Here is a 21,386-nt window from a genome sequence, read left to right on the forward strand (position 1 = left end):
GGGCTGATGCCGCGGGCCTTTTTCGTTGGTGCGAGGCGAAGCGCGCTCAGGTCACCACGCGATAGCAGGGCGTGTACGGCACGCCTCCCGGCAGCTTCATGCGGTGCTGCTCGACGAAGGCCTGCAACAGCTTGTCCAGCGGCTGCATGATCGACGCGTCGCCGTGGATCTCGTAACGGCCGTATTGCTCGATGCGGCGGATACCCTTGTCCTTGACGTTGCCGGCGACGATCCCGGAGAAGGCCCGGCGCAGATTCGCGGCCAGCTCATGGGCCGGCAGGTCGCGGCGCAGCGGCAGGTTGGCCATCGCCTCGTGGGTGGGGTCGAAGGGTCGTTGGAAGCCTTCCTCGATCTTCAGCAGCCAGTTGAAATGGAACGCATCATTGCGCTCGCGGCGGAAGCGTCGTACTTCGCGCAGGCCTTCGGTCATCTGCCGCGCCACTTCGGCGGGGTCGTTGAAAATGATCTGGTAGCGCTTCTGCGCTTCCTCACCGAGGGTGGCGCCAACGAAGTCATGCAGCTGTTGCAGGTAGTCCGCCGCATCGCTCGGTCCGGTGAGAATCACCGGGAAGGGCACGTCGCGATTGTCCGGATGCAGCAGGATACCGAGCAGGTAGAGGAATTCCTCGGCGGTACCGACGCCGCCGGGGAAGATGATGATGCCGTGGCCGACCCGCACGAATGCCTCCAGGCGCTTCTCAATGTCCGGCAGGATCACCAGCTCGTTGACGATCGGGTTTGGCGCCTCGGCGGCGATGATGCCCGGCTCGGTCAGGCCCAGGTAGCGGCTGCCAACGCGGCGCTGCTTGGCGTGGCCGATGGTGGCGCCCTTCATCGGCCCCTTCATCACGCCGGGGCCGCAGCCGGTACAGACATCCAGGCTGCGCAGGCCCAGCTCGTGTCCGACGCGCTTGCTGTACTTGTACTCCTCGGTACTGATCGAGTGACCGCCCCAGCACACCACCATGCTCGGCTCGACGCCTGGGCGCAGCGTGCGGGCGTTGCGCAGCAGGTGGAACACGTAGTCGGTGATGCCTTGCGAGCTGTCCAGATCGATGCGTGCGTTGCTCAGTTCGCTTTCGGTATAGACGATGTCGCGCAGGGCGCTGAACAGCATCTCGCGGGTGCTGGCGATCATCTCGCCGTCGACGAAGGCATCGGCCGGTGCGTTGAACAGCTCCAGGCGCACGCCGCGGTCCTGTTGCAGGATGCGCACCTCGAAGTCTTCGTACGCCTCGAGGATGGTCTTGGCGTTATCGATGCGGGTGCCGGTGTTGAGGATGGCCAGCGCGCACTGGCGGAACAGCTTGTGGGTACTGCCGGAGCCGACTTCGCTCAGTTGCTGCACTTCGCGCTGGGAAAGCGTTTCCAGACTGCCTTTGGGGCTCACCGAGGCATTGATTACGAGGGGTTGGGTCATTGATGGTTCCTGAATGCGATGGCCACGCCATCGAGGAGCTGATGCATCGAAACGGCGGCTGCGTGATCGCCGGCAGCAGGGGTTGGCCCAGCGTGCTGGCGACAGCGTATGTGACGACATCTTAACGCGAGGACATGGCAGCGGTGGCGATCCGCGTTCACCGTGCGAGCAGCAGCGCCGCCCGCTGGTCCGTGGTCCTGGTTCGACCTTCCCGGTGGGCGGCGGTTCGCCCTGCTGTGCGTCGTTCGTAGTAGCTCAGGTCCAGCCGTAGCGCACCAGGTGGAAGAAGATCGGCGCGGCGAAGCAGACCGAATCCAGCCGGTCGAGCATGCCGCCATGGCCCTCGATCATGTGCCCCCAGTCCTTGACGCCACGGTCGCGCTTGATCGCCGACATCACCAGGCCGCCGAAGAAGCCCAGCAGGTTCAGCAGCAGAGCCATGAGGGCCGCCTGCCACCAGGCAAACGGGGTGATCCAGAACAGCGCCGCGCCGATCAGCGTCGCGAGGAATATCCCGCCAACGAAGCCTTCGACGGTTTTGGACGGCGACAGGCGCGGGGCAATCTTGCGCTTGCCCGCCAACTTGCCGCAGACGTACTGCAACACGTCGGAGAGCTGCACGACGATGATCAGCCAGGCAATCAGCAACAGGTTGCGACCTTCGTAGTCGGCAATTTCCAGGGTGAGCAGGGCAGGGACGTGGGAAACGCAGAAGACTGCGATCATCAGGCCCCATTGCACCTTCGAGGCGCGTTCGAGAAAGCGCGTGGTGTCGCCACCCAGCGACGCCAGGATGGGCAGCAACAGGAACACGTAGACCGGAATGAAGATGGCGAACAGGCCGTACCAGCCGACCGCCACCAACAGATATTGCAGCGGCAGCACCAGATAGAACGCCGCGACCAGCGCCGGATAGTCGCTGCTGCGTGTCGGCGTCAGCGTCATGAATTCGCGCAACGCGAAGAACGACACCAGGTAGAAGAGGATCACCACGGCCGTGTGGCCAAGCCAGAAGGCGATGCCGATCAGCGCAACCATCACCCACCAGGCATTGATGCGCGCATTGAGGTTGTCGATCACCGGGCTCTCGCCGCCGCTGCGGCGCTTGAGGACAAAGCCGATCAGCGAGGCCAGGGCGAGCAGGGCGCCGATACCGGCGAACAGCAGCAGGGTATTGCGATCCATGTCAGTCTTCCTTTGGGGCCAGTTCTAGCAGAGCCAGGCGAGCGCGCTGCAGAAACGCGTCCTTGTCCTCGTCCTTTTCGATGCTCATGGGCGCGCCGAAGCTGACGCTGCACAGCAGGGGCAGCGGCAAGCTGCGGCCCTTGGGCATCACCCGATTGAGGTTGGCGATCCACACTGGCACCAACTCCACGTCCGGACACGCCAGGCCCAGGCGATACAGCCCGCTCTTGAAGGGCAGCAGGCCTTCTTCCAGATTGCGCGTGCCCTCGGGGAAGAGGATCAGTGAATCGCCGGCGGCCAGGGCGTCGAGCATCGGTTGCAGCGGATTCGACTGCGGGCCGCTGCGCTCGCGATCCACCAGCACGCCATTGAACAGACGATGGATGACGAAGCGGCGCAATGCGCTGCTCTGCCAGTAATCGGCGCCGGCGACGGGGCGGGTCCTGCGCCGCAGGTCAGGCGGCAGCGATGCCCAGAGCAGCACGAAATCACCGTGGCTGCTGTGGTTGGCGAAGTAGATGCGTTGCCTGTTGAGCGGCGCGCAGCCGATCCAGAGGCTGCGCGTACCGGTCAGCAGGCGTGCAACGGAAGTGATCGCGAAGGCGAGCAGGGCGCCGAGCATGGGATGTTCCTCGGTGTCGGGCAGAAAGTTATTGGTGCGGGGCGCGGCTCAGTCCGCTTCGGCGGGCGCCGATGCGGTTTCCGCCAGGCCTTGTCTGACCCGGTTGCTCAGCGTGAGGATCGACAGCCCGGCGATCAGCAGCAACAAGCCGTTGATCCAGGCGGCTGGCAACAGGCCCAGGGCGACGCCGGTGGCCAGCACGCCGAAGGCGAAGGCCCGGTCGCTCTTGCCCATCGGGCCATCGTAACGCCGTGATGCGCCCACCATCGGGCCGAGCACCCCGGCGTACTCGGTGAGCGCTGCGAGCACCACCACCAGTACCACGGCAGCAGGCCAGACGCCGGCCACCAGCGCGAGCGGCAGATAGAGCGCCGCATCGGCGGCCACATCGCAGAGTTCGTTGAGGTAGGCGCCGAGCTTCGATTGCTGGCCGAATTCCCGCGCCAGCATGCCGTCGATGGCGTTCAGTGCCATGCGCAGCAGCATCCACAGTGGGATCAGCAGAAAGACCCAGAGATGCTCGATCAGCAGCGCGACCGCCGCTGCGACTGCCAGCGACACGACCAGCGCTGCCAGCGTGACCTGATTGGCCGTGATGCCGCTGTCATGGAGGCGCTGGACCAGCGGGCGCAGTAGTGCCTGAAAACGGGGTTTGAGCTGGTAGATGGAGGGCATGCATCGATTCCTTTCGATGATGGGGGCGTCGCGCATTTCGGCTCAGGCCGGCGCGCATCCTGTGCGCCCGGCACTTTGGGGTAAAGCCTGCGCTGTCGCAAGTTGCGCTGGAAAATTTGCGAGGTGTTGAACGCTTTCGCCGCGCGGTACCGGCGGCCTAGAAGGCAAAAGGCAGCGCGCTGGAGGGATGCTGGCGTGCTTTCAGCAGCCGATGAAATTCGCCGGGATCTTTCACCTGCACGTCCGTCTTGCCTTCGTGACGCTGCGCCGCGATCAGCCGCGACAGCCAGAAACGCACGCAGGCCACGCGCAGCATCGGCTGCCAGAGCTCGGCTTCGGCCGGCGTGAAGCGGCGCAGCGCGGAGTAGGCTGCCAGCAGCGGCTCGCTGCGTTCACCGTCGATCTCGCCGTTGGGGTGCGAGCACCAGTCGTTCACGGCAATCGCCAGGTCGTAGAGCATCGGCCCGGAGCAGGCGTTGTAGAAGTCGATCACGCCGGTCAGGTGGCTGCCTTCGAACAGCACGTTGTCGCGGAACAGGTCGGCGTGCAGGTTGGCGCGTGGCAGGGCGAGGAGTTTCGGGCGCAGCTCGGCGATCTCCGCCAGGCCGTCGCGCAAAAGCGGCAGCTGGTCCTCGGACAGGCTCAGCGCCAGGCTCGGCCCCTGTTCCTGCATCCAGTCCAGGCCGCGGTCGCTGGCGCGTTCAAGGATGTGTTCGCGGGTGGCCAGATGCAGACGCGCCAGCAGCCGACCGACTTCGGCGCAATGGTGCGGGTTGGGCTCGACCACGTGCTTGCCGGGCAGTCGCGGCTGCAGCAGCGCGGGCTTCTCCGCCAGCTCGCGCAGCGCCTCGCCCTGTTCGGTGCGCAGCGCATAGGGCACCGGCAGGCCGGCGCGGTGCAGCACGTCGAGCAGTTCGATGAAGAACGGCAGGTCCTGGCGCGGGCCGCGCTCGACCAAGGTCAGGACGTATTCGCCCTGCTCCAGGCTGATGAAGAAGTTGCTGTTCTCGCTGCCTGCGGCGATGCCCTGGAAGTCGCGCAGCCGGCCAAGCCGGTAGGGCGCCAGAAAGGCCTCCAGTTCATCGCGTTGCAGGGGCGTGAATACCGACATGTTGTCCTCCGGCGGATGTCTGGATTACCAGCTGAAGATCTTCCACGCGGGGATCAGCATGTCCGGCTGGTCGGAGCGTACGAAGTTGCCGTCGTTGCCGTCCGCCCGCACCAGGAAGTAGGGCTTGCCGTGCTTGGGCGTGACTTTCACGGCGTAGAGGAAGCCGTTGACGCGATATTCCTCGACGGTGCGATCGCCTTCCTGACGGATGGTTACGTCCGGCTCACCTTCGACCGACTCCTGGGCGAAGCCGGCCAGAGGGGCGCATGCCAGCAGGCTGGCCAGCATCAGGTGTTTGAGAGCGCGCATGGTAACCTTGTCCCTTTGTCGATAAGTGGTCCTTGGCATTCTAGCTCCGGGCCCGCCGAAAAGGTTGATTCCGCTCATGAGCCAAGCCCCCCTCGTCCTGGTGGACGGTTCGTCCTACCTCTATCGCGCCTTCCATGCCCTGCCTCCGCTGACCACCTCTACTGGCAAGCCGACCGGCGCGGTCAAGGGCGTGCTGAACATGTTGCTGAGCCTGCGCAAACAATATCCGGACAGCCCGTTCGCCGTGGTTTTCGATGCCAAGGGTCCGACCTTCCGCGACGCGCTGTTCGAGAATTACAAGTCGCACCGCCCGCCGATGCCGGATGACCTGCGCTCGCAGGTCGAGCCACTGCATGCCAGTGTCCGTGCACTGGGGCTGCCGCTGCTGTGCGTGGAAGGGGTCGAGGCCGACGATGTCATCGGCACCCTGGCGCGGCAATGCGCGGCGCTGGGCCGTGATGTGGTGATCTCCACCGGCGACAAGGACATGGCCCAGCTGGTCTGCCCGCATGTCACGCTGGTCAACACCATGACCGGCAGCGTCTATGACATCGAGGGCGTGAAGAACAAGTTCGGCGTCGGCCCGGAACTGATCATCGACTTCCTCGCGCTGATGGGCGACAAGGTCGACAACATTCCTGGCGTGCCAGGAGTGGGCGAGAAGACGGCGTGTGGCCTGCTCAACGGCATCCCGGGCGGGCTCAAGGGGCTCTACGAGAACCTCGATCAGGTTGCCGGGCTGCCGATTCGCGGTGCCAAGTCACTGGGCTCCAAGCTGGAGGAGCATCGCGATGCGGCCTTCATGTCCTACGAGCTGGCGACGATCAAGATCGACGTGCCGCTGGACGTCCAGGTCGGTGACCTGATGCCCGGGGAACCGCACCGTGAGGCGCTGATCGCCCTTTATCGCGAGCTGGAATTCAAGCAGTGGCTGGACGAGCTGCTGCGCGAGGCCAAGGCGGCTGGGGAGAACTGCGAGGTGCAGCCAGAAGGCTGCTCGATCCAGGCCGAGGCCCAGTACGAGACCCTGCTGGAGCAGGCCGATTTCGAGCGCTGGCTGGCGCGTCTGAAGGCGGCCGAATGCTTTGCCTTCGATACCGAAACCACCAGCCTCGATTCGCAGCGCGCCGAGCTGGTCGGCGTGTCCTTTGCCGTCGAAGCGGGCCAGGCGGCTTACGTGCCGCTGCGCCATTCCTACATGGGCGTGCCGCAGCAGCTCGAGCTGGATGCCGTGCTCGGTGCGCTCAAACCGCTGCTGGAAGATCCGGCCAAGACCAAGATCTGCCAGCACGGCAAGTACGACATGAACGTGTTGATGCACTACGGCATCGAGATGCGCGGCATGACGTTCGACACCATGCTCGAATCCTACGTGCTGGACGCCACAGCCACCCGTCACGACATGGACAGCCTGGCGCTCAAGTACCTCGGTCGCGGCACCATCCGCTTCGAGGACATTGCCGGCAAGGGCGCCAAGCAGCTGACCTTCGACCAGATCGCCATCGAACAGGCCGGCCCGTACGCCGCCGAGGACGCCGACGTCACCCTGCGCCTGCACCAGACCCTACTCGGCAAGCTGGAGCAGACGCCATCGCTGCTCAGGGTGCTGACCGAGATCGAGATGCCGCTGGTGCCGGTGCTGGCGCGCATCGAGCGCAACGGCGCCCTGGTCGATGCACAGTTGCTTGGCCAGCAGAGCGTCGAGCTGGGCGACAAGCTGGTGCAGCTGGAACGCGAGGCGTTCGACATCGCTGGCGAGGAGTTCAACCTCGGCTCGCCCAAGCAGCTCTGCGCAATCCTCTACGACAAGCTCGGCTGCCCGGTGATCTCCAAGACCGCCGGTGGCCAGCCGTCCACCGCCGAAAGCGTGCTGGCCGAACTGGCTGAGCAGGATTACCCGCTGCCCAAGGTGATCATGCAGCACCGCAGCCTGAGCAAGCTCAAGGGCACCTACACCGACAAGCTGCCGCAGCAGATCAACCCGCGCACCGGACGCATCCACACCAGCTACCACCAGGCGGTGACCGCCACCGGCCGGCTGTCCTCCAGCGACCCGAACCTGCAGAACATCCCGATCCGCACCGCCGAGGGGCGGCGCATTCGCCAGGCCTTCGTCGCAGCGCCGGGCTACAAGCTGCTGGCGGCGGACTACTCGCAGATCGAGCTGCGCATCATGGCCCACCTGGCGCAGGATGCCGGCCTCTTGCACGCGTTCCAGAACGACCTGGACGTGCACCGCGCCACGGCCGCCGAGGTGTTCGGCGTACCGCTGGAGCAGGTCAGCAACGACCAGCGCCGCAGCGCCAAGGCCATCAACTTCGGCCTGATCTACGGCATGAGCGCCTTCGGCCTGGCCAAGCAGATCGACGTCGGCCGCAAGGAGGCGCAGGAGTACATCGACCGCTATTTCGCCCGCTACCCCGGCGTGCTCGCCTACATGGAACGCACCCGCACCCAGGCCGCCGAGCAGGGCTATGTCGAGACGCTGTTCGGTCGGCGGCTGTACCTGCCGGAGATCAATTCGAAGAACGGCGCCATGCGCAAGGGCGCCGAGCGCACCGCGATCAACGCGCCGATGCAGGGCACCGCGGCGGACATCATCAAGCGCGCCATGATCGCCGTGGACGGTTGGCTGCAGGACAGCGGGCTGGATGCCCGGGTGATCCTGCAGGTCCACGATGAACTGGTGCTGGAAGTGCGCGAAGACCTGGTCGAGCAGGTCCGCGAAGCCATCTGCCCGCTGATGAGCGGGGCCGCCCAGCTGGACGTGCCGCTGCTGGTCGAGGCGGGGGTTGGCAACAACTGGGACGAGGCGCACTGACCGGGCTGCCGAAAAATGTCGGTAGTCGACGAAATTTTTTTCGTCCGCGTTGAACTTACGACGCAACCATCCGGTCAGAGCATGCGAAGGGTGTAAAAGCCCTTCGATGCTCCTTGTTGTGTTAAGTGTTGGCAGATCTCTGGACCCCGCCCTAGCGGTCCGGATTCGACCTCGAACTTCCCCCTCCCCCAATGAAGTTCGAGGTTTTTTTTGCCTGGAGAAAAGTGGCAAGACGCTACGCCAGCAGTAGTGGTGCTGCGCAGGTTCTTGCGCAGGCGCTCTGTGGATAACCTTGTGAGTAAGCTGTTCGCAGCGCGATCTGCCGGGATTTGGGTAGCGTTGCGCAAGTTGCTGCCTTGGCTGCGCAGAAAGTTGCACAGCTTTTTGTGCTGAGCATCACTTCTGCCATTCGGGCTGCGTAAAGGGATTCTGTTATCTATTTGATAAATAAGGAGTTTTTCTTTTTGGCACGGTGCTTGTTGTTACGAAATGGCCATCCGGCACTCATTTCAGACAAGGAGAGCACCCATGCCAACACCCGCGTATCTGTCCCTCGAAGGCACCAAGCAAGGCCTGATCACTGCCGGCACCTTCACCGAGGACTCGGTTGGCAACATCTTCCAGGAAGGCCATGAGGACCAGATCCTGGTGCAGGCCTTCCAGCATCAGGTCATCATCCCGCGTGACCCGCAGTCCGGTCAGCCGACTGGCCAGCGTGTGCACAAGCCTCTGATGATCACCAAAGTGTTCGACAAGTCGTCGCCGTTGATCTTCAACGCCCTGACTTCCGGCGAGCGCCTGAACAAGTGCCGTCTGGAGTGGTATCGCACCTCGTCCACCGGTACTCAGGAACACTACTTCACCATCGAACTGGAAGATGCGGTGATCGTCGACGTGCAGTCGCGCATGCCCAACTGCCAGGACCCGAACATGTCCCACTTCACCCATCTGGAAGACGTGTACTTCACCTATCGCAAGATCGTCTGGACCCACGAGGTATCCGGCACCTCCGGCTCCGACGACTGGCGCACCCCGATCGCCGGCTGATTCGCCGCGGTCCCGCTTCGGCCAGGCTCGCCTGGCCGAACGCTTTTTTGCGAAGCACTGAACAGATTCCGTCAACGTCGCTCCGGAATGCGCGAACCACGCATTCTAGAGCGGACGGCCTGTGTTAAACGGGGCTCCGCAAGCGCCCATGCGCTGATACATGGACTGAACAGGAGGAACATGGATGTTCGCCCCAGCCAACCAGGCCCACTTCACGCTTTCCCTCGAAGGCGTCGAGCACGAATTCAAGGTGCTCGAATTCCAAGGCCGCGAGGCCATCAGCCAGCCCTATCACTTCGACCTGGAACTGGTCAGCGAGCGCCCTGATCTGGACCTGGAACGCCTGCTGCATCGCCCGGCCTTCCTCGCCTTCGCGCCGGATGGCAGCGGCATCCATGGGCTGGTACATCAGGCCGCCCAAGGTGAATCCGGCAAGCGCCTGACCCGCTACCGCCTCATGCTGGTGCCGCAGCTGGCCTACCTCGCCCATCGCACCAACCAGCGCATCTTCCAGCACCTCAGCGTGCCGCAGATCGTCGCCCAGGTGCTCGAGGAACACGGCATCCAGGCCGATGCCTACCGCTTCGGGCTTGGCCCGGTGGTCTACCCGCCGCGCGAGTACTGCGTGCAGTACGACGAAACCGACCTGCGCTTCGTCCAGCGCCTGTGCGAGGAAGAGGGCATCCATTATCACTTCCAGCACAGCACAGCCGGTCATGTGCTGGTCTTCGGCGATGACCAGACGGTCTTCCCGAAGCTCGCTGCCACCGCCTATCAGCAGGACAGCGGTCTGGTCGCCGACCAGCCAGTGATCAAGCGCTTCGGCCTGCGTCTGGAAACCCGTACCAGCCGGGTCACGCGCCGCGACTACGACTTTGAAAAGCCGCGCCTGTCCATGGAAGCCGCGTTCCACAGCGACTTCCAACCGGATCTCGAAGACTACGATTACCCCGGCCGCTTCACCGAGCGCGCCCGCGGCAAGCACCTGTCGCAACGCGCCCTGGAGCGCCACCGCCACGACTACGAACTGGCCGACGGCGACAGCGACCAGCCGAGGCTGGTGAGCGGACATTTCCTCCCGCTCGGCGAACATCCGCGCAGCGACTGGAACCAGCTCTGGCTGCTGACCGAAGTGCTGCATGAAGGTAAGCAGCCACAGGTGCTGGAGGAGTCGGTCACCAGCCATGTCGATAGCGGCGACGGCTTCATCCAGGGCTACCGCAACCACTTCAGCGCCACGCCCTGGGACATCCCCTTTCGCCCGCCACTGAATCATCCGAAACCGAAGGTGCTCGGCAGCCAGACCGCCGTGGTCACGGGCCCTGCCGGCGAAGAGATCCACTGCGACGAGTACGGACGGGTGAAGGTCCAGTTCCACTGGGACCGTGAAGGCCAGGCCGATGACAAGACCAGCTGCTGGCTGCGCGTCTCCTCCAGCTGGGCTGGCGACCGCTACGGCGGCATCGCCATCCCGCGGGTCGGCATGGAAGTGCTGGTGACCTTCCTCGAAGGCGATCCCGACCAGCCGCTGGTGACCGGCTGCCTATACCACAAGGAGCATCAGGTCCCCTACGACCTGCCAGCCAACAAGACCCGCACGCTGTTCAAAACGCTGAGCTCACCCGGCGGTGGTGGCTACAACGAACTGCGCATCGAAGACCGCAAGGGCGCCGAGCAGATCTACGTCCACGCCCAGCGCGACTGGGACGAGAACGTCGAGCACGACCAGAAGATCCGCGTCGGCCACGAACGCCACGACACGGTGGAAGCCAACAGCTACAGCGAATTCCGCGCCGAAGAACACCGCACCACCCACGCCGACCGCAAGACAGAAATCCGCGCCAACGACCACCTCACCGTGGGTAACAGCCAACACCTGAAGATCGGCACCGGGCAATTCATCGAGGCGGGCAATGAAATCCACCTTTCCAGCGGCCTCAAGGTCGTGCTCGAAGCCGGCAGCGAGCTGACCTTCAAGGCTGGTGGCAGCTTTATCAAGCTCGATGCCAGCGGCATCACCATGGTCGGGCCTTTGATCAGGATGAACTCGGGTGGAAGTCCGGGAAAGGGATCGGGCGCGGCGCCGATATTGCCGGGGAAGGTAAAGGCTGCGGATACGGATAAGGCGGGCGTGCTGCTGGAACCTGCTCAGCGGCAGGCGCTGTTACGAGCGACGCCACGGTGCGAAATCTGCGAGAGCGCGAACCAGGAAGCCGAAGCATGAGTCGCGACTTCCTGCTCGTGGATGGAGTGCTTCGTCAGGACGCTCTGCAATGGCTTTATGGGGCAGGCGACTCTATTGATGTTATTCCTCTCTACAACGGCACCCGCTGGGATGGCGTCAAAGAACTCGGTCCAATTCTAGTTGGGCTGGACAGCCATGCATCCTTACTGAGTGAATGGCGAAGCAGCCCCTCTCTTCAGCGTCAGGCCAGCAAACTACAAAGTTCGGCAACGCTGAACGATGTCGCCGACCACCTGAGCCAGCTCATCACTATCACGGACAATCTGGGTAGCTACAGCCTCTTTCGCTTCGCTGATCCACTGGTGACCGCTTACTGGCTAAGCAGCTACCCCCCATCCGCTTATCAAAGCCTCCTGGGACCCATAAGCGAATGGCTAGTACCCTTGAACCCGCCCAGTTGGGCCCCCTCGCAGGCAGTCGAATGGCAGTCCTATCGCCCAAAACCAAACAGCCCCAGATTGGAAGGCAAGCTCAACCATCTCGCCGATGATCAGGTTCAGGCGCTTGAACAGGCCTATCGGCGCAGCTTCAAGGAAAGGCTATACGACTGGATGGTCGCAGATTACCCAAAAGCTCTCACAGGGCTTGGCGAACAGGAACGAGGCCAATGGCTGGAACAACGCCTATTCGACGCCGAGGCTTGGGGGCTGGTCAACGAGCGGAGCATTGCGATCTGGCTCGAGCGCTGCGCCTGCTGGGGCAACGACTTCGCTATGCGCCCCGACAGCCCCTACCAGGCCTGGCTAGCCAGGACACCAGACGCCCAGAAACTAGCGCCAGAACAACTTATCCAGGCCCTGGATGAAGACTGCCTTGCCGGCTAAAGGAACGGATCTCCATGAGCACGACAACGTCCGACAAAACCTTGCAACAAGCCAAGCGCAACCAGGCCTTTGAAAACAAGCCGGCCACTGCGAATGGTCAGTGCCCGCTGAAAGCGGGTGAAGTTGCCATCCACCCCGTTCGCTATGCGATAGACGAGTCACCGGCTCGTGGCAGCGCCCAGGGCCCAAACCCGTTACCCAACGGCTGGAATGCCGGTCAGCTACCGAAGCTCAAGACGCGCAGCTACACCCTGCGCCAACTTCGCGATGGCTGGCTGTACGTGTGGGATGAAACGGACCGCACGCTTCATGAGTATCAGGTCAAGGGCCACCAATTCATCCGTCATCAATGGAGTAATGCCCAACTGGGCAAGGATGAGCGAAACAACCCCGGTGACAGCAAACCCTACCTGCTATACCCGAAACGCAGCCGCCTGCTCCTCGCCTACTCCCCCGTGCAGTGGACATGGCGACTGTGCGAAAAAATGCGCAGCAACCGCCAGGAGCAGAAGCGCTGGATGCGCGCGCTCAACCTGCCGCAATACTGCACCCAGATGCAGGCAGCACATGCCGCACCTATCCGTGACATAGGCAGCGCGGTCGCCGATATCCTGGCAGGAGGAGAAGTCCCAACCTTCAAGAGCTGCCTGGTAGCGGCGAACAAGGACGATACGTCCCGCCCCTGCAAACAGCCGATCGACCAGGCCCTCATACTCGGCAGCGTACCCGATCAGGACAGCGCCCTCTTCGTTGCCCTGGACGACCCTATGGCCATCGTCGACGACCTGGCCATGAATCTGCAGGGCCGCTGGCTGGAACTGGCAGCAGCAGAAAAACAGCATGCCAACAAGCTCAATAGCGCCGAGAACATTCAACTCCTTTGCGGTGTCAACCTAGATCCTTTTATCCCCAAGTCGGTATCAGCCAACCCGAGCCGCAAACAAGCTTTCATCAAGGATGCCCATAGCCTGCTCGATAGCGAAGCGCAGCTACTCAATCACAGCGGCAGTGACGCGACCCTGACACTCAAATCCCTTCAAGTACAGCAGGCCCAAAAGCAGTTCCGCACAAACTGGGGCACCTCACCGTCGGGGCCGGAATGGCACGCACTGGTAAAAGAATGGCAGCAGAAAAAGATCTGGCGCGAGGATGTTCGCTTCGATGATGTCTGGACTTACCTCCAGCAGCGAGCCAACGAAAAAGATCGGCTCAATGCCCACATCCAACGCAGCGAAAGCGACCTGCTCGCCTGGCTTAAAAACCTCAGCCCGAAAGCAGAAGAGGTTTTCTATGACCCCTGCCACCCGCAGCAATCGACAGATCTGCTGGACACCATGGCCAATCTATATGAACAGTTGGGCGCGAGCGACACGGGTCAGCAATGGCTTTGCAAGCAATACGGCAACCCCTCCACGCTGGCAGGCCTGGCGCTGTTCAATTTCAGCACGGAGCTTTCCACGCTGATTGAGCAGATCTCTACGAACTTCACCACCTACGGCACCATCGACAATCTGGGACGGCAGAGCGACGGTAGCGGCCAGGCCCACGGCGGGCTCTCCGACACCACCAGCGAAGTCAGCCGAGCCAACGAGGTGAAATCGGTACTCGACCTGCCGAGCGTACAGGCTAGCAACCTGTACAAGAGCCTTTCCGAGCCAGGCAAGCGTGCCTTCGAGACCCTGCGCAACGTAGTGGGGCAAAAAGCCAAGGACAGCTGGAACCTGATGGCTTTTGTTTTGCTACCTGCCTTGAGCGAGAAATTCGTACCCACGGTTCGAATCTTCGCCTTCAGCGTCACCCAGGTTTTGGTGTCCACGGAAATATCCACGCAAACCCGCTTGATTCTTGATCCCGAGTTCGCGAAGAAGAACCGTAAATGGCAAATGCAGGTTGCCCAGCTCGAGAAGAACATCAAGGGCCTGCAGCGTACTCTTTCTCTACCCGGTAAAGGCCCCGACAAACGCTCGGCGCGCATACAGTTGCTCGGCCTGGAACAAAAGCGCGAGACACTGAACCTGCAAAGGCCTAACGAGGTAATCGGTAGTGTCGTCACCGAATCCAAGATAACCAAGGTACAAACCCGCCAAGTGAACATGTGGCTCGCGACACTGGGCCAATCAGAACTGCTCGATCAGTTGCAGCTCAAAGCAAAAAATTCGGCTGGCTATGCAGCCCGCAGCCGTCAGTGGATAAACCAAGAGCTCGGCGGCAGCTTGCCTGTGCTGGTTGCAGGGCTGAATATCTGGAATTTCATCAATAGCCTGGACAAAGCACGCAATGACGGCATTTTCAGTGAGGATGAGCTGCGCACGGTCGGCGCCAATGCCGCCTATACCGCCAACGCACTGATGGCGCTCTGGACGGTGCCGGCGTGGAACAAATGGGCCAAGCTTGAAAAAACAATTGGCCGGAATACCACTCAACTTGCAAAAGCAGGTGTAAGGGCTTGGCTTAAAACGGGCGAAGTTGAAGCCTCGTTGCTGGCTCGGCAGCTCGTTTTACGCACCATGGGGATGGCCGCATTCGGCGCTATCGCTGCGGGGGTAGAAGCTTGGCAGGTTTCCAAAGATATCGATAAGGCCACAAGTGCTGGAGAAACCTACGCACTGCGTACGAAGCAGGTCACTCTAGGTCTTATGTCAGCTGTCGCAGGCGTCCAGCTCGTTGGCAGTGCGTTGGGTTTTTGGTTCGGTTTTGCCTGGGTCATGTCCAATCCGGTGACCATCATCATCGCGTTACTTGGCGTGATCTACCTGATCGCCAGCATGGTCGCCAACCAATACAAACGTGAAGGTCTGCGGCTCTGGCTGTATCGCAGCAGTTGGGGCAAATCTCCTGAGTGGACGCACAGTGACGAAGATCACAAGAAGGAACTGCGCACACTGATGGAAATCAGCCTGCGCCCCAGCCTGGCGGCTCGCGCCTCCACCTTGCCTTACTACGGGCGCGGCCCGCGTATCTATACCGGGTTCTGGCTACAGCTCTTGCTACCTTCCAAGCTGGAGGGAACAGCAGTAAAACTGCAACCGGCCATGGTAGACAGCGGCTGGTTCTCCGATAGCCTGATGCAAGGCATGGCAGACAAGTTCTATGACCAGTTCCTCGAAGGCCACTGGGCGCCCATCGAACAATTTGGTCAGCCCCCCGCACAGCGCCCCAACGGGCCACTGCCTGGTGACACCCTCTACCCCGAGGGTACACAGTACCGCCTCTGGCAAACCTGGATTGCTTACCAGCGCCCCCCCTTGCTGGAACTGGAAGTTCGCTACCCGGAGCAGATTCTGGAAAACGCCAACGGCCAGGGCTACATGTTCCGCGTGGATATAGGCATCTCGTCTTCCGAGGCGGATCTGAAAAGCGATGCGTTCAGCAAGGAACCCAATAGCGATATGGTGCTCTCTTCACAAAGCACCCGCTTGCTCTCCTTGCAGGTGCCACATACGAGTGAATGATTGCTTATGAGCAGTATCTTGAACAGATTTATCCAGGCTCTTCCTTGGAACCAGCCCATCAAACTTCCAGAGCACCACAACTGGAAGTGCGCCAATCAAAACGCACTGTTGGAATGGGAAATCAAGGCAAGGCCTTATAACACAACAGTTGCCAATGGCATGTTTTGGTTCATGATGAGCATAGCCTTAGGTGCCTGCTATTTGATGTTTTTCAAGAATGATAGCTCTCCTTTGATTGAAAAACTGTCCTGGAGCGCAATATTTCTTTCTGTTTTCTTTTTAGCTCTATATGGCACAACTCATCAAAAAACAAAATTTGCTTATCGCCTGACCGAAACAGGCATAGAAGTCTGCGAGTGGAAAGCACCAAGTAAAGGCTGGATGACCGCTTTGAAATGGCTGACAGTTACCGCCGCTATCGCCGTTATATTCGTTGTTGCACTTGACCCATCGGTCTTTTGGGTAGCGCTCGTCGGGCCTGGTGGCATGGGCTTGCTTTATCTAGGTCTAGCTAATTCAAAGCAATTCCAAGAAATGCACACCCTCTACAGACACAATGTATTTACCTGGGTTGAAATAAAACATATCTACATAGACAAATCACGTCACCTGATCAGCCTGGAATACGAGTGGCTTAACGAGAACATCAACAAGAAACTACCATGGTGGACATATATTTTCTGTCACAAAAAAATTTTTGAAACCACTGCTGAAATCATACTTTCAAAAAATACAGGCACCCCTCACACACGCGAAAAAATAGAGGTCTTGCAGTTTTAAAATCAATAGGATCCAATACCGATATGGCGCCATTTTTACAAAGCACCTATTTATTGTCGCACTTGACCCATCGGCCTTTTGGGTAGCGCTCGTCGGGCCTGGTGGAATGGGCTTGCTCTAGGCTTAGCTAACTCAAAGCAATTCCAAGAAATACACACAAGCTACCATGCGTATGAGTATCAATGGAGCGAGTTCAAAAATATCACTTTGGACCGACCTAAGACAATTATTTGCATTGAGGCACCTTGGGTTAGCCCGCACTCAAATGAATATGTGGATTGGCCGTTCTATATTTTCTCGGACAAACGCAACTTTGAGAAACACGCCAATCTCATCCGAGAACGGCTGAAAGAGCTCCTACTAAAAGAAGAGAACGTTTCAGTGCTGCAATTCTAAGCTTCGGAATAAAAGGCTGTTTTTGCTTTTTTCACGAAGCACTCAATAACTCCCTGGGTGCGAGAACTGCCTTGGCTAATCGGGTTGCTACCGAAAAGTCACTTCTCACGGCAACTCCAACCCACCCCCCGCCTTATGCAACCCGCGCAGTCGCTCGCCTATCTGCGCCAGGTTCACTTCGATCGCTTCGAGTTCCGCCCGCCGCTCATCGCCCAACAGCACCCGCACTTCCTGGTCCAGCTCTTCGCTCAGCTGATTCAGCCGCAGTTGGCGTTGTTCGCTTTCGCGTTCCAGGCGGGTCCATTCGCGGGTTTGGGGCAGGCCGTAGCCGTCGCCGTCGAGCAGTTCGGCCGGGCGGCTGAGGTAGCCGCTGCTGGCGAGGATTTCCTGCAGCGCGCCGTCAGCCCTATTCAGGCTGGCGTCGCGGCCGCGGCCGCCGAGGTAGCGGTTCTTCAATTCATCCTGGGCGAGCAGCAGTTGACGGCGCAGGGCGGCCTGTTCGACCAGCAGCAGCGCGGCAGCGGCGCGCAGGTCGGCGCGGTCGATCCACTGCTGGCGCTCGATGGCGTCGAGTTCCAGCCACTGTTCGACGCTGTCCTGCGGCAGACCGAGGCGCTCCTTGAGGATCGCGAACATGGCCTGGTAGCGATCGCGGTAGGAATCGAAGCGATAGCCCAGGCGCAGCGCTTCACGCGGATCGTCGAGCACGCTGGCGTCGGCCAGGCCGCGGTAGATCAGCACTTCCAGCAGCCCGTTAGGCATGATGCTGTCCAGTGCGACCAGATCGCTGCGCGCCGTGCCGCTGCGCAGCAGTTTCAGGGTTTCCACCGCGCAGTTGTTGGACAGGAAGTAGTAGTCGCCGTCGTAGCTCCAGTGCAGTTCGGCGCTGCGCTCGACCAGCTGGCGAATCTCTTCGGGGTGCAGTTTCAAGGGCACCGAGGCCAGCCCGCGCAGCTCCACTTTGGTGTATTCGTCGATCACCTGGCCCAGCGGCAGAATGAACAGCCGCGAGGGGTACACGCCGGTGAGGCCGTCCCAGCTGGAGAGCTGCACGTCATCGACGAAGGCGCGGAAGGACAACACAAGGTGGTGATCCAGATCCAGCCGGCAATCCGGACCGGGCTCGCGGTCGGGCGCGCAGATCACCAGGCGCAGCATGCTGTGGCCCCAGCGGCTGACCCAGGCATCGTTGGCTTCGGCAAACAGGTAGTCGACCTCGTAGACACGTGACGGATCGAGGCTCAGCAGGGGCGTGCGGCCGAACTCGCGGCCGGCGTTGAGGAAGGGGTAGCCCGGTGCGCAATCGGCGGATTCCGGCGCCCAGCCAAAGTGTTCGTTGAAGTAGCGGTGCAGAGACGGGCGACGGCAGGCGTAGCTGGGGTCGAGCAGGAAGTATTCGAGGTTCACCGCGACGAATTCCAGCGGGCTGGTCAGCTCGTACGGATCGGGACTGCGCGCTAGCTGCGCGTTGTCCTGTTCGCGCAGGCCGCGCTTGCCGACCCGTTGCGGCCAGCCGGCCAGATCGAGCAGGCGCGGGTCGTCGCTGAGGGTGAAGCGGCGGTCGGTCTGTCCGCGGCAGTCGTCCGGCAGGCCGACCTGCCCGAGATTGCTGGCGCGTTGACGGCACTGGCCCTGCAACAGGTGCTGATCCGGCGACCACAGGCGAGCACGGTCATAGAGATGCGCCACTTCATGAATGACGGTGGCGAGCAGCTCGCGGCGCACCGTGCCGTGGGGTCGATTGGTCTTTTCCTCGGCAGCGCTGCCGTCGGTGAGCGCCGGCAGCAGGCGGCGGTTGAGTTCCAGGCGCTTGCCGCCGGCGCGGCCATAAGCCTGTTCCGGCAGGTTGTCTCGCCATTGCACGCGCACCTCGCGATCGAGGCTCTGCACCAGGCGCGGGGGCAGTGCGGCCATGGCTTCGTCCAGCAGCGCCTGGCTGGCGGCGCGTTGCTCGGCGTCCAGCGTGCGTGAATCAAGCACCAGGCGCAGCTCGGCATGGGCCGCGATGCTGGCCAGGCTCAGGCCGCTCGCCAGCAGCCAGGCGCCGAGGCGGGTCACAGCGCGAGGATGGCTTCGGCTAGTTGCAGGTCGCTGGCGTTGCGCGCTGCGGGGAACTCGCTGCGCAGGGTGCCGATCGCGGCTTCCAGATGGGCACCGCGGATCTCGCCGGCGCTGGCGACGAAGCTGGCGGCGTCTTCACGCGCCTCGACGACGACCTTCATGTCACTGATGCGGCTGGTCACGTCGGAGGTGAAGTTGATGCTGCGGTCCAGGGCACGCACGACGATGTTACTGGTGGCGACGAGGGTCTGCGCCTGGGCTGTGCCCGCGGCGACGGCCAGCGCTAGCGGGGCGGCGAGCAATAGCTTGTTCATCGATGGAATCTCTCTCGGGTCGAGGCACCGGCAGGCCGGTGCGGTTATTGGACGAGGATGGCTTCGGCCAGTTCCAGGTCGCTGGCGGCAAGCTCCGGGTGCTCCTGGCGCAGCCGCGCCATGGCTGCCTGCAGGCGAACTGCGGTGAGCTGACCTTCGCTGGCGACGAAACCGGCCGCGTCTTCGCGGGCCTCGGCAATCAGCTTGTTGTCGAAGGGAGCGCTGGTCAGCTGGCTGCTGACATAGCTGGTCTGCACGACACCTGCGGTGGTGACATCGAAAGCCTGGGCGGTGCCAGCGGTGAAGCCAAGAAATAAGAGAACGATTGAATACGAACGCATGCGGAACCTGTTGCCGGGAAAAACGGCGCCAAGGCTAGCGAAACGCCGACTGCAGAGCCAGCGCTCGGTTGCTTCCGCAGGTTGCAGCAGCGCTTATGCTGCCGCATGCATCAGAGCGCCAGAATCGCCTGAGCCAATTGCAGGTCGCTGGCGCCCAGTTCTGGCTGCTGGCTACGAATGTGGCGCAGCGCCGCTTCGAGATGGGCGCCGCGCAGATCGCCCTGGCTGGCAACGAAACGTGCCGCATCGTCGCGGGCATCGAGCACCAGCTTGTCGTCGCGCAGCGACGAGGTCAGGTCCGAGGTGGCATCGACGGTGTTGATCAGGCCGCCGACCACCATGTCGGTGGTAGCGGTGAAGCTGGCCGCGGAGGCGGCGCCGCTCAGCAGCAAGCCGGCAGCGAAGATGGGAAGCAGGATTCGGGACATGGCAGATCTCCAGTGGTGAGGCTCTAGACCGCGCCATGGGGACGACGTTCCCGTCGCTACGGCCTTGTAGCAGGCAGCATAGGCTTGAATTGGTGGGCGCGGAATGCCTCAGCGCCAGAACGGCTTGTCCAGCTCTGCCGAGCGCTCGCTATGGCTGATGCCGACATCCGCCAGCTGGCGGTCGTCGAGCTGCGCCAGTTGCTGGCGGGTACGGTAGTTGCGTTGCCAGCGCTGCAATACTTGCAGCAGCTGTAGCCAGTTGCGTCGGGCGCGGGTGGCGAAATAAGGACGAGATAGCGTGCGGTCCATGCTGCGCTCCTTCCCGGAGTGACCGGGTGCGGGTTATGGGAGAACAGGATCGCGCGCGTCAGGCAAGCGCAACAGCCACAGGGATTCTCGATTGTGCCGGTGCAGTTCCAGAATGGCTGCAACTGTATTGGTCGTGAATGCGCCAACTGTTTTCGCTGCGCTGCTTATCGGTCCGGTGCGCGTGCCAGAGCGCCTGGTGTGGTGCCGAACTGTTGACCGAACGCGGCGATGAACGCCGAGGTGGAGTCGTAGCCGCAGGCCAGCGCGACGTCGGTAACCGGCTGGCCCTGCTCCAGCAGAGGGAGCGCGCTGAGCAGGCGCAGACGCTGGCGCCAGCCGCGGAAGTTGAGGCCGGTGTCGCGCTGGAACTGGCGGGTCAGGGTTTTCTCCGAGACCTTGAGGCGCTCGCTCCATTGTTTCAGGCTGAGTGAAAGGTCGGGCTGCTCGTAGAGCGCTTCGCACAGCCGACGCAGCCGGGTATCCCCGGGCCAGGGCAGCGAATAGCCGATTGCCGGCGCCGCCCGCAGCTGGTCCAGCAGCACCGCTGCCAGACGGCCTTCGGCACCTTGCTCGTCGTACTCCGCCGGCAGTGCGCCAAAGGCGCGGATCAGCTCGCGCAGCAGCGGGCTGACCGCGAGCACCTGGCAATGCTCGGGCGCCCAGGCCAAGGCGTGCTGGTCGATGTACAGGCTGCGCATCTCGGTTTGCGGCGAACTGATTACCTCATGCCGCAGGCCCGGCGGAATCAGGATGGCGCGCTGCGGCGGAGCGAGAAAGCGCCCGCGCTCGGTATGCACGCGCAGCACGCCGCTGATGGCGTAGGACAGCTGTGCCCACGGATGGCTGTGGCGCGGCGTGGTGGTCCGTTCGGGCAGGGATTCGCTGCGGGCGAAGAGCGGGCGCGGCAGTGCATCCATCGCTGGGATGCTGCGTTGCACGATGCCGCTTTGTCCTTTTCTCGACATTTGTCTGGCTTATGGCGTTAGTCGGATATCCAGGGCGACAGTAGACTCGCTGGCAACCTGCCGCAAGCCACACAATCAGGA

General features: G+C 62.0%; 18 protein-coding genes. 6 read left to right on the forward strand and 12 right to left on the reverse strand.

Translation table 11 applies throughout. The features are described 5' to 3' along the window. Positions 1–46: 46 nt before the first annotated feature. From ppnN to OUY36_RS00850, 6 genes are all read right to left on the reverse strand, one after another. On the reverse strand, positions 47–1,420 hold the full coding sequence (gene ppnN, locus OUY36_RS00825) for a nucleotide 5'-monophosphate nucleosidase PpnN (protein ID WP_063541783.1): 1,374 nt from the start codon (positions 1,418–1,420) through the stop codon (positions 47–49). Positions 1,421–1,675: 255 nt separating this feature from the next. Further along, the gene (locus OUY36_RS00830) at positions 1,676–2,605 is read right to left on the reverse strand and encodes a phosphatidate cytidylyltransferase (RefSeq protein ID WP_152480612.1); all 930 of its coding nucleotides are present in this window, start codon (positions 2,603–2,605) and stop codon (positions 1,676–1,678) included. A gap of 1 nt (position 2,606) precedes the next feature. Continuing rightward, positions 2,607–3,227 carry a lysophospholipid acyltransferase family protein gene (locus OUY36_RS00835; RefSeq protein WP_063541779.1) on the reverse strand — a complete coding sequence of 207 codons (621 nt, stop codon included), beginning with the start codon at positions 3,225–3,227 and terminating at the stop codon, positions 2,607–2,609. A gap of 48 nt (positions 3,228–3,275) precedes the next feature. Next, positions 3,276–3,902 (reverse strand): CDP-alcohol phosphatidyltransferase family protein, encoded by a 627-nt coding sequence (locus OUY36_RS00840; protein ID WP_063541777.1) that lies wholly within the window; start codon positions 3,900–3,902, stop codon positions 3,276–3,278. Between the two features lie 157 nt (positions 3,903–4,059). Next, positions 4,060–5,013: a homoserine kinase gene (locus OUY36_RS00845; protein ID WP_267936264.1), complete on the reverse strand. Its 954-nt coding sequence runs from the start codon at positions 5,011–5,013 to the stop codon at positions 4,060–4,062. Positions 5,014–5,037: 24 nt separating this feature from the next. Then, positions 5,038–5,322 (reverse strand): DUF2782 domain-containing protein, encoded by a 285-nt coding sequence (locus OUY36_RS00850; RefSeq protein ID WP_013981312.1) that lies wholly within the window; start codon positions 5,320–5,322, stop codon positions 5,038–5,040. A 76-nt stretch (positions 5,323–5,398) separates the two neighbouring features. Between OUY36_RS00850 and polA the strand changes: the two genes are divergently transcribed. From polA to OUY36_RS00880, 6 genes are all read left to right on the forward strand, one after another. After that, a complete protein-coding gene (gene polA, locus OUY36_RS00855; protein WP_267936267.1) occupies positions 5,399–8,143 on the forward strand; it encodes a DNA polymerase I in 2,745 nt (914 codons plus the stop codon). Positions 8,144–8,671: 528 nt separating this feature from the next. Next, a complete protein-coding gene (locus tag OUY36_RS00860) occupies positions 8,672–9,190 on the forward strand; it encodes an Hcp family type VI secretion system effector (protein ID WP_003286458.1) in 519 nt (172 codons plus the stop codon). 184 nt (positions 9,191–9,374) lie between these two features. Further along, the gene (tssI, locus tag OUY36_RS00865) at positions 9,375–11,414 is read left to right on the forward strand and encodes a type VI secretion system Vgr family protein (RefSeq protein WP_267936269.1); all 2,040 of its coding nucleotides are present in this window, start codon (positions 9,375–9,377) and stop codon (positions 11,412–11,414) included. Further along, positions 11,411–12,259: a DUF4123 domain-containing protein gene (locus tag OUY36_RS00870; RefSeq protein ID WP_267936270.1), complete on the forward strand. Its 849-nt coding sequence runs from the start codon at positions 11,411–11,413 to the stop codon at positions 12,257–12,259. The genes tssI and OUY36_RS00870 overlap by 4 nt, the downstream gene beginning before the upstream one ends. Positions 12,260–12,273: 14 nt before the next feature. After that, on the forward strand, positions 12,274–15,711 hold the full coding sequence (locus OUY36_RS00875; protein ID WP_267936272.1) for a T6SS effector BTH_I2691 family protein: 3,438 nt from the start codon (positions 12,274–12,276) through the stop codon (positions 15,709–15,711). A gap of 6 nt (positions 15,712–15,717) precedes the next feature. After that, positions 15,718–16,491, forward strand: coding sequence for a hypothetical protein (locus OUY36_RS00880; RefSeq protein ID WP_267936274.1), 774 nt, complete (start codon positions 15,718–15,720; stop codon positions 16,489–16,491). Between the two features lie 501 nt (positions 16,492–16,992). On the opposite strand, the gene OUY36_RS00885 is transcribed toward OUY36_RS00880, so the two are convergent. From OUY36_RS00885 to OUY36_RS00910, 6 genes are all read right to left on the reverse strand, one after another. Next, positions 16,993–18,945, reverse strand: coding sequence for a DUF7844 domain-containing protein (locus OUY36_RS00885; protein ID WP_267936277.1), 1,953 nt, complete (start codon positions 18,943–18,945; stop codon positions 16,993–16,995). Continuing rightward, positions 18,942–19,262 (reverse strand): DUF2388 domain-containing protein, encoded by a 321-nt coding sequence (locus tag OUY36_RS00890; RefSeq protein ID WP_017245875.1) that lies wholly within the window; start codon positions 19,260–19,262, stop codon positions 18,942–18,944. The genes OUY36_RS00885 and OUY36_RS00890 overlap by 4 nt, the downstream gene beginning before the upstream one ends. A 44-nt stretch (positions 19,263–19,306) precedes the next feature. Beyond that, positions 19,307–19,603 (reverse strand): DUF2388 domain-containing protein, encoded by a 297-nt coding sequence (locus OUY36_RS00895; protein ID WP_267936279.1) that lies wholly within the window; start codon positions 19,601–19,603, stop codon positions 19,307–19,309. Between the two features lie 110 nt (positions 19,604–19,713). Then, the gene (locus OUY36_RS00900) at positions 19,714–20,031 is read right to left on the reverse strand and encodes a DUF2388 domain-containing protein (RefSeq protein ID WP_267936282.1); all 318 of its coding nucleotides are present in this window, start codon (positions 20,029–20,031) and stop codon (positions 19,714–19,716) included. 108 nt (positions 20,032–20,139) lie between these two features. After that, entirely contained in the window at positions 20,140–20,340 is a 201-nt protein-coding gene (locus tag OUY36_RS00905) for a DUF1127 domain-containing protein (RefSeq protein ID WP_267936284.1), read from the reverse strand. 164 nt (positions 20,341–20,504) lie between these two features. Then, on the reverse strand, positions 20,505–21,305 hold the full coding sequence (locus OUY36_RS00910) for an AraC family transcriptional regulator (protein WP_267936289.1): 801 nt from the start codon (positions 21,303–21,305) through the stop codon (positions 20,505–20,507). Between the last annotated feature and the right edge of the window lie 81 nt (positions 21,306–21,386).

Origin of the sequence: Stutzerimonas sp. R40042, assembly GCF_026642215.1 — a bacterium.
GTDB classification, from domain to species: Bacteria; Pseudomonadota; Gammaproteobacteria; order Pseudomonadales; family Pseudomonadaceae; genus Stutzerimonas; species Stutzerimonas frequens.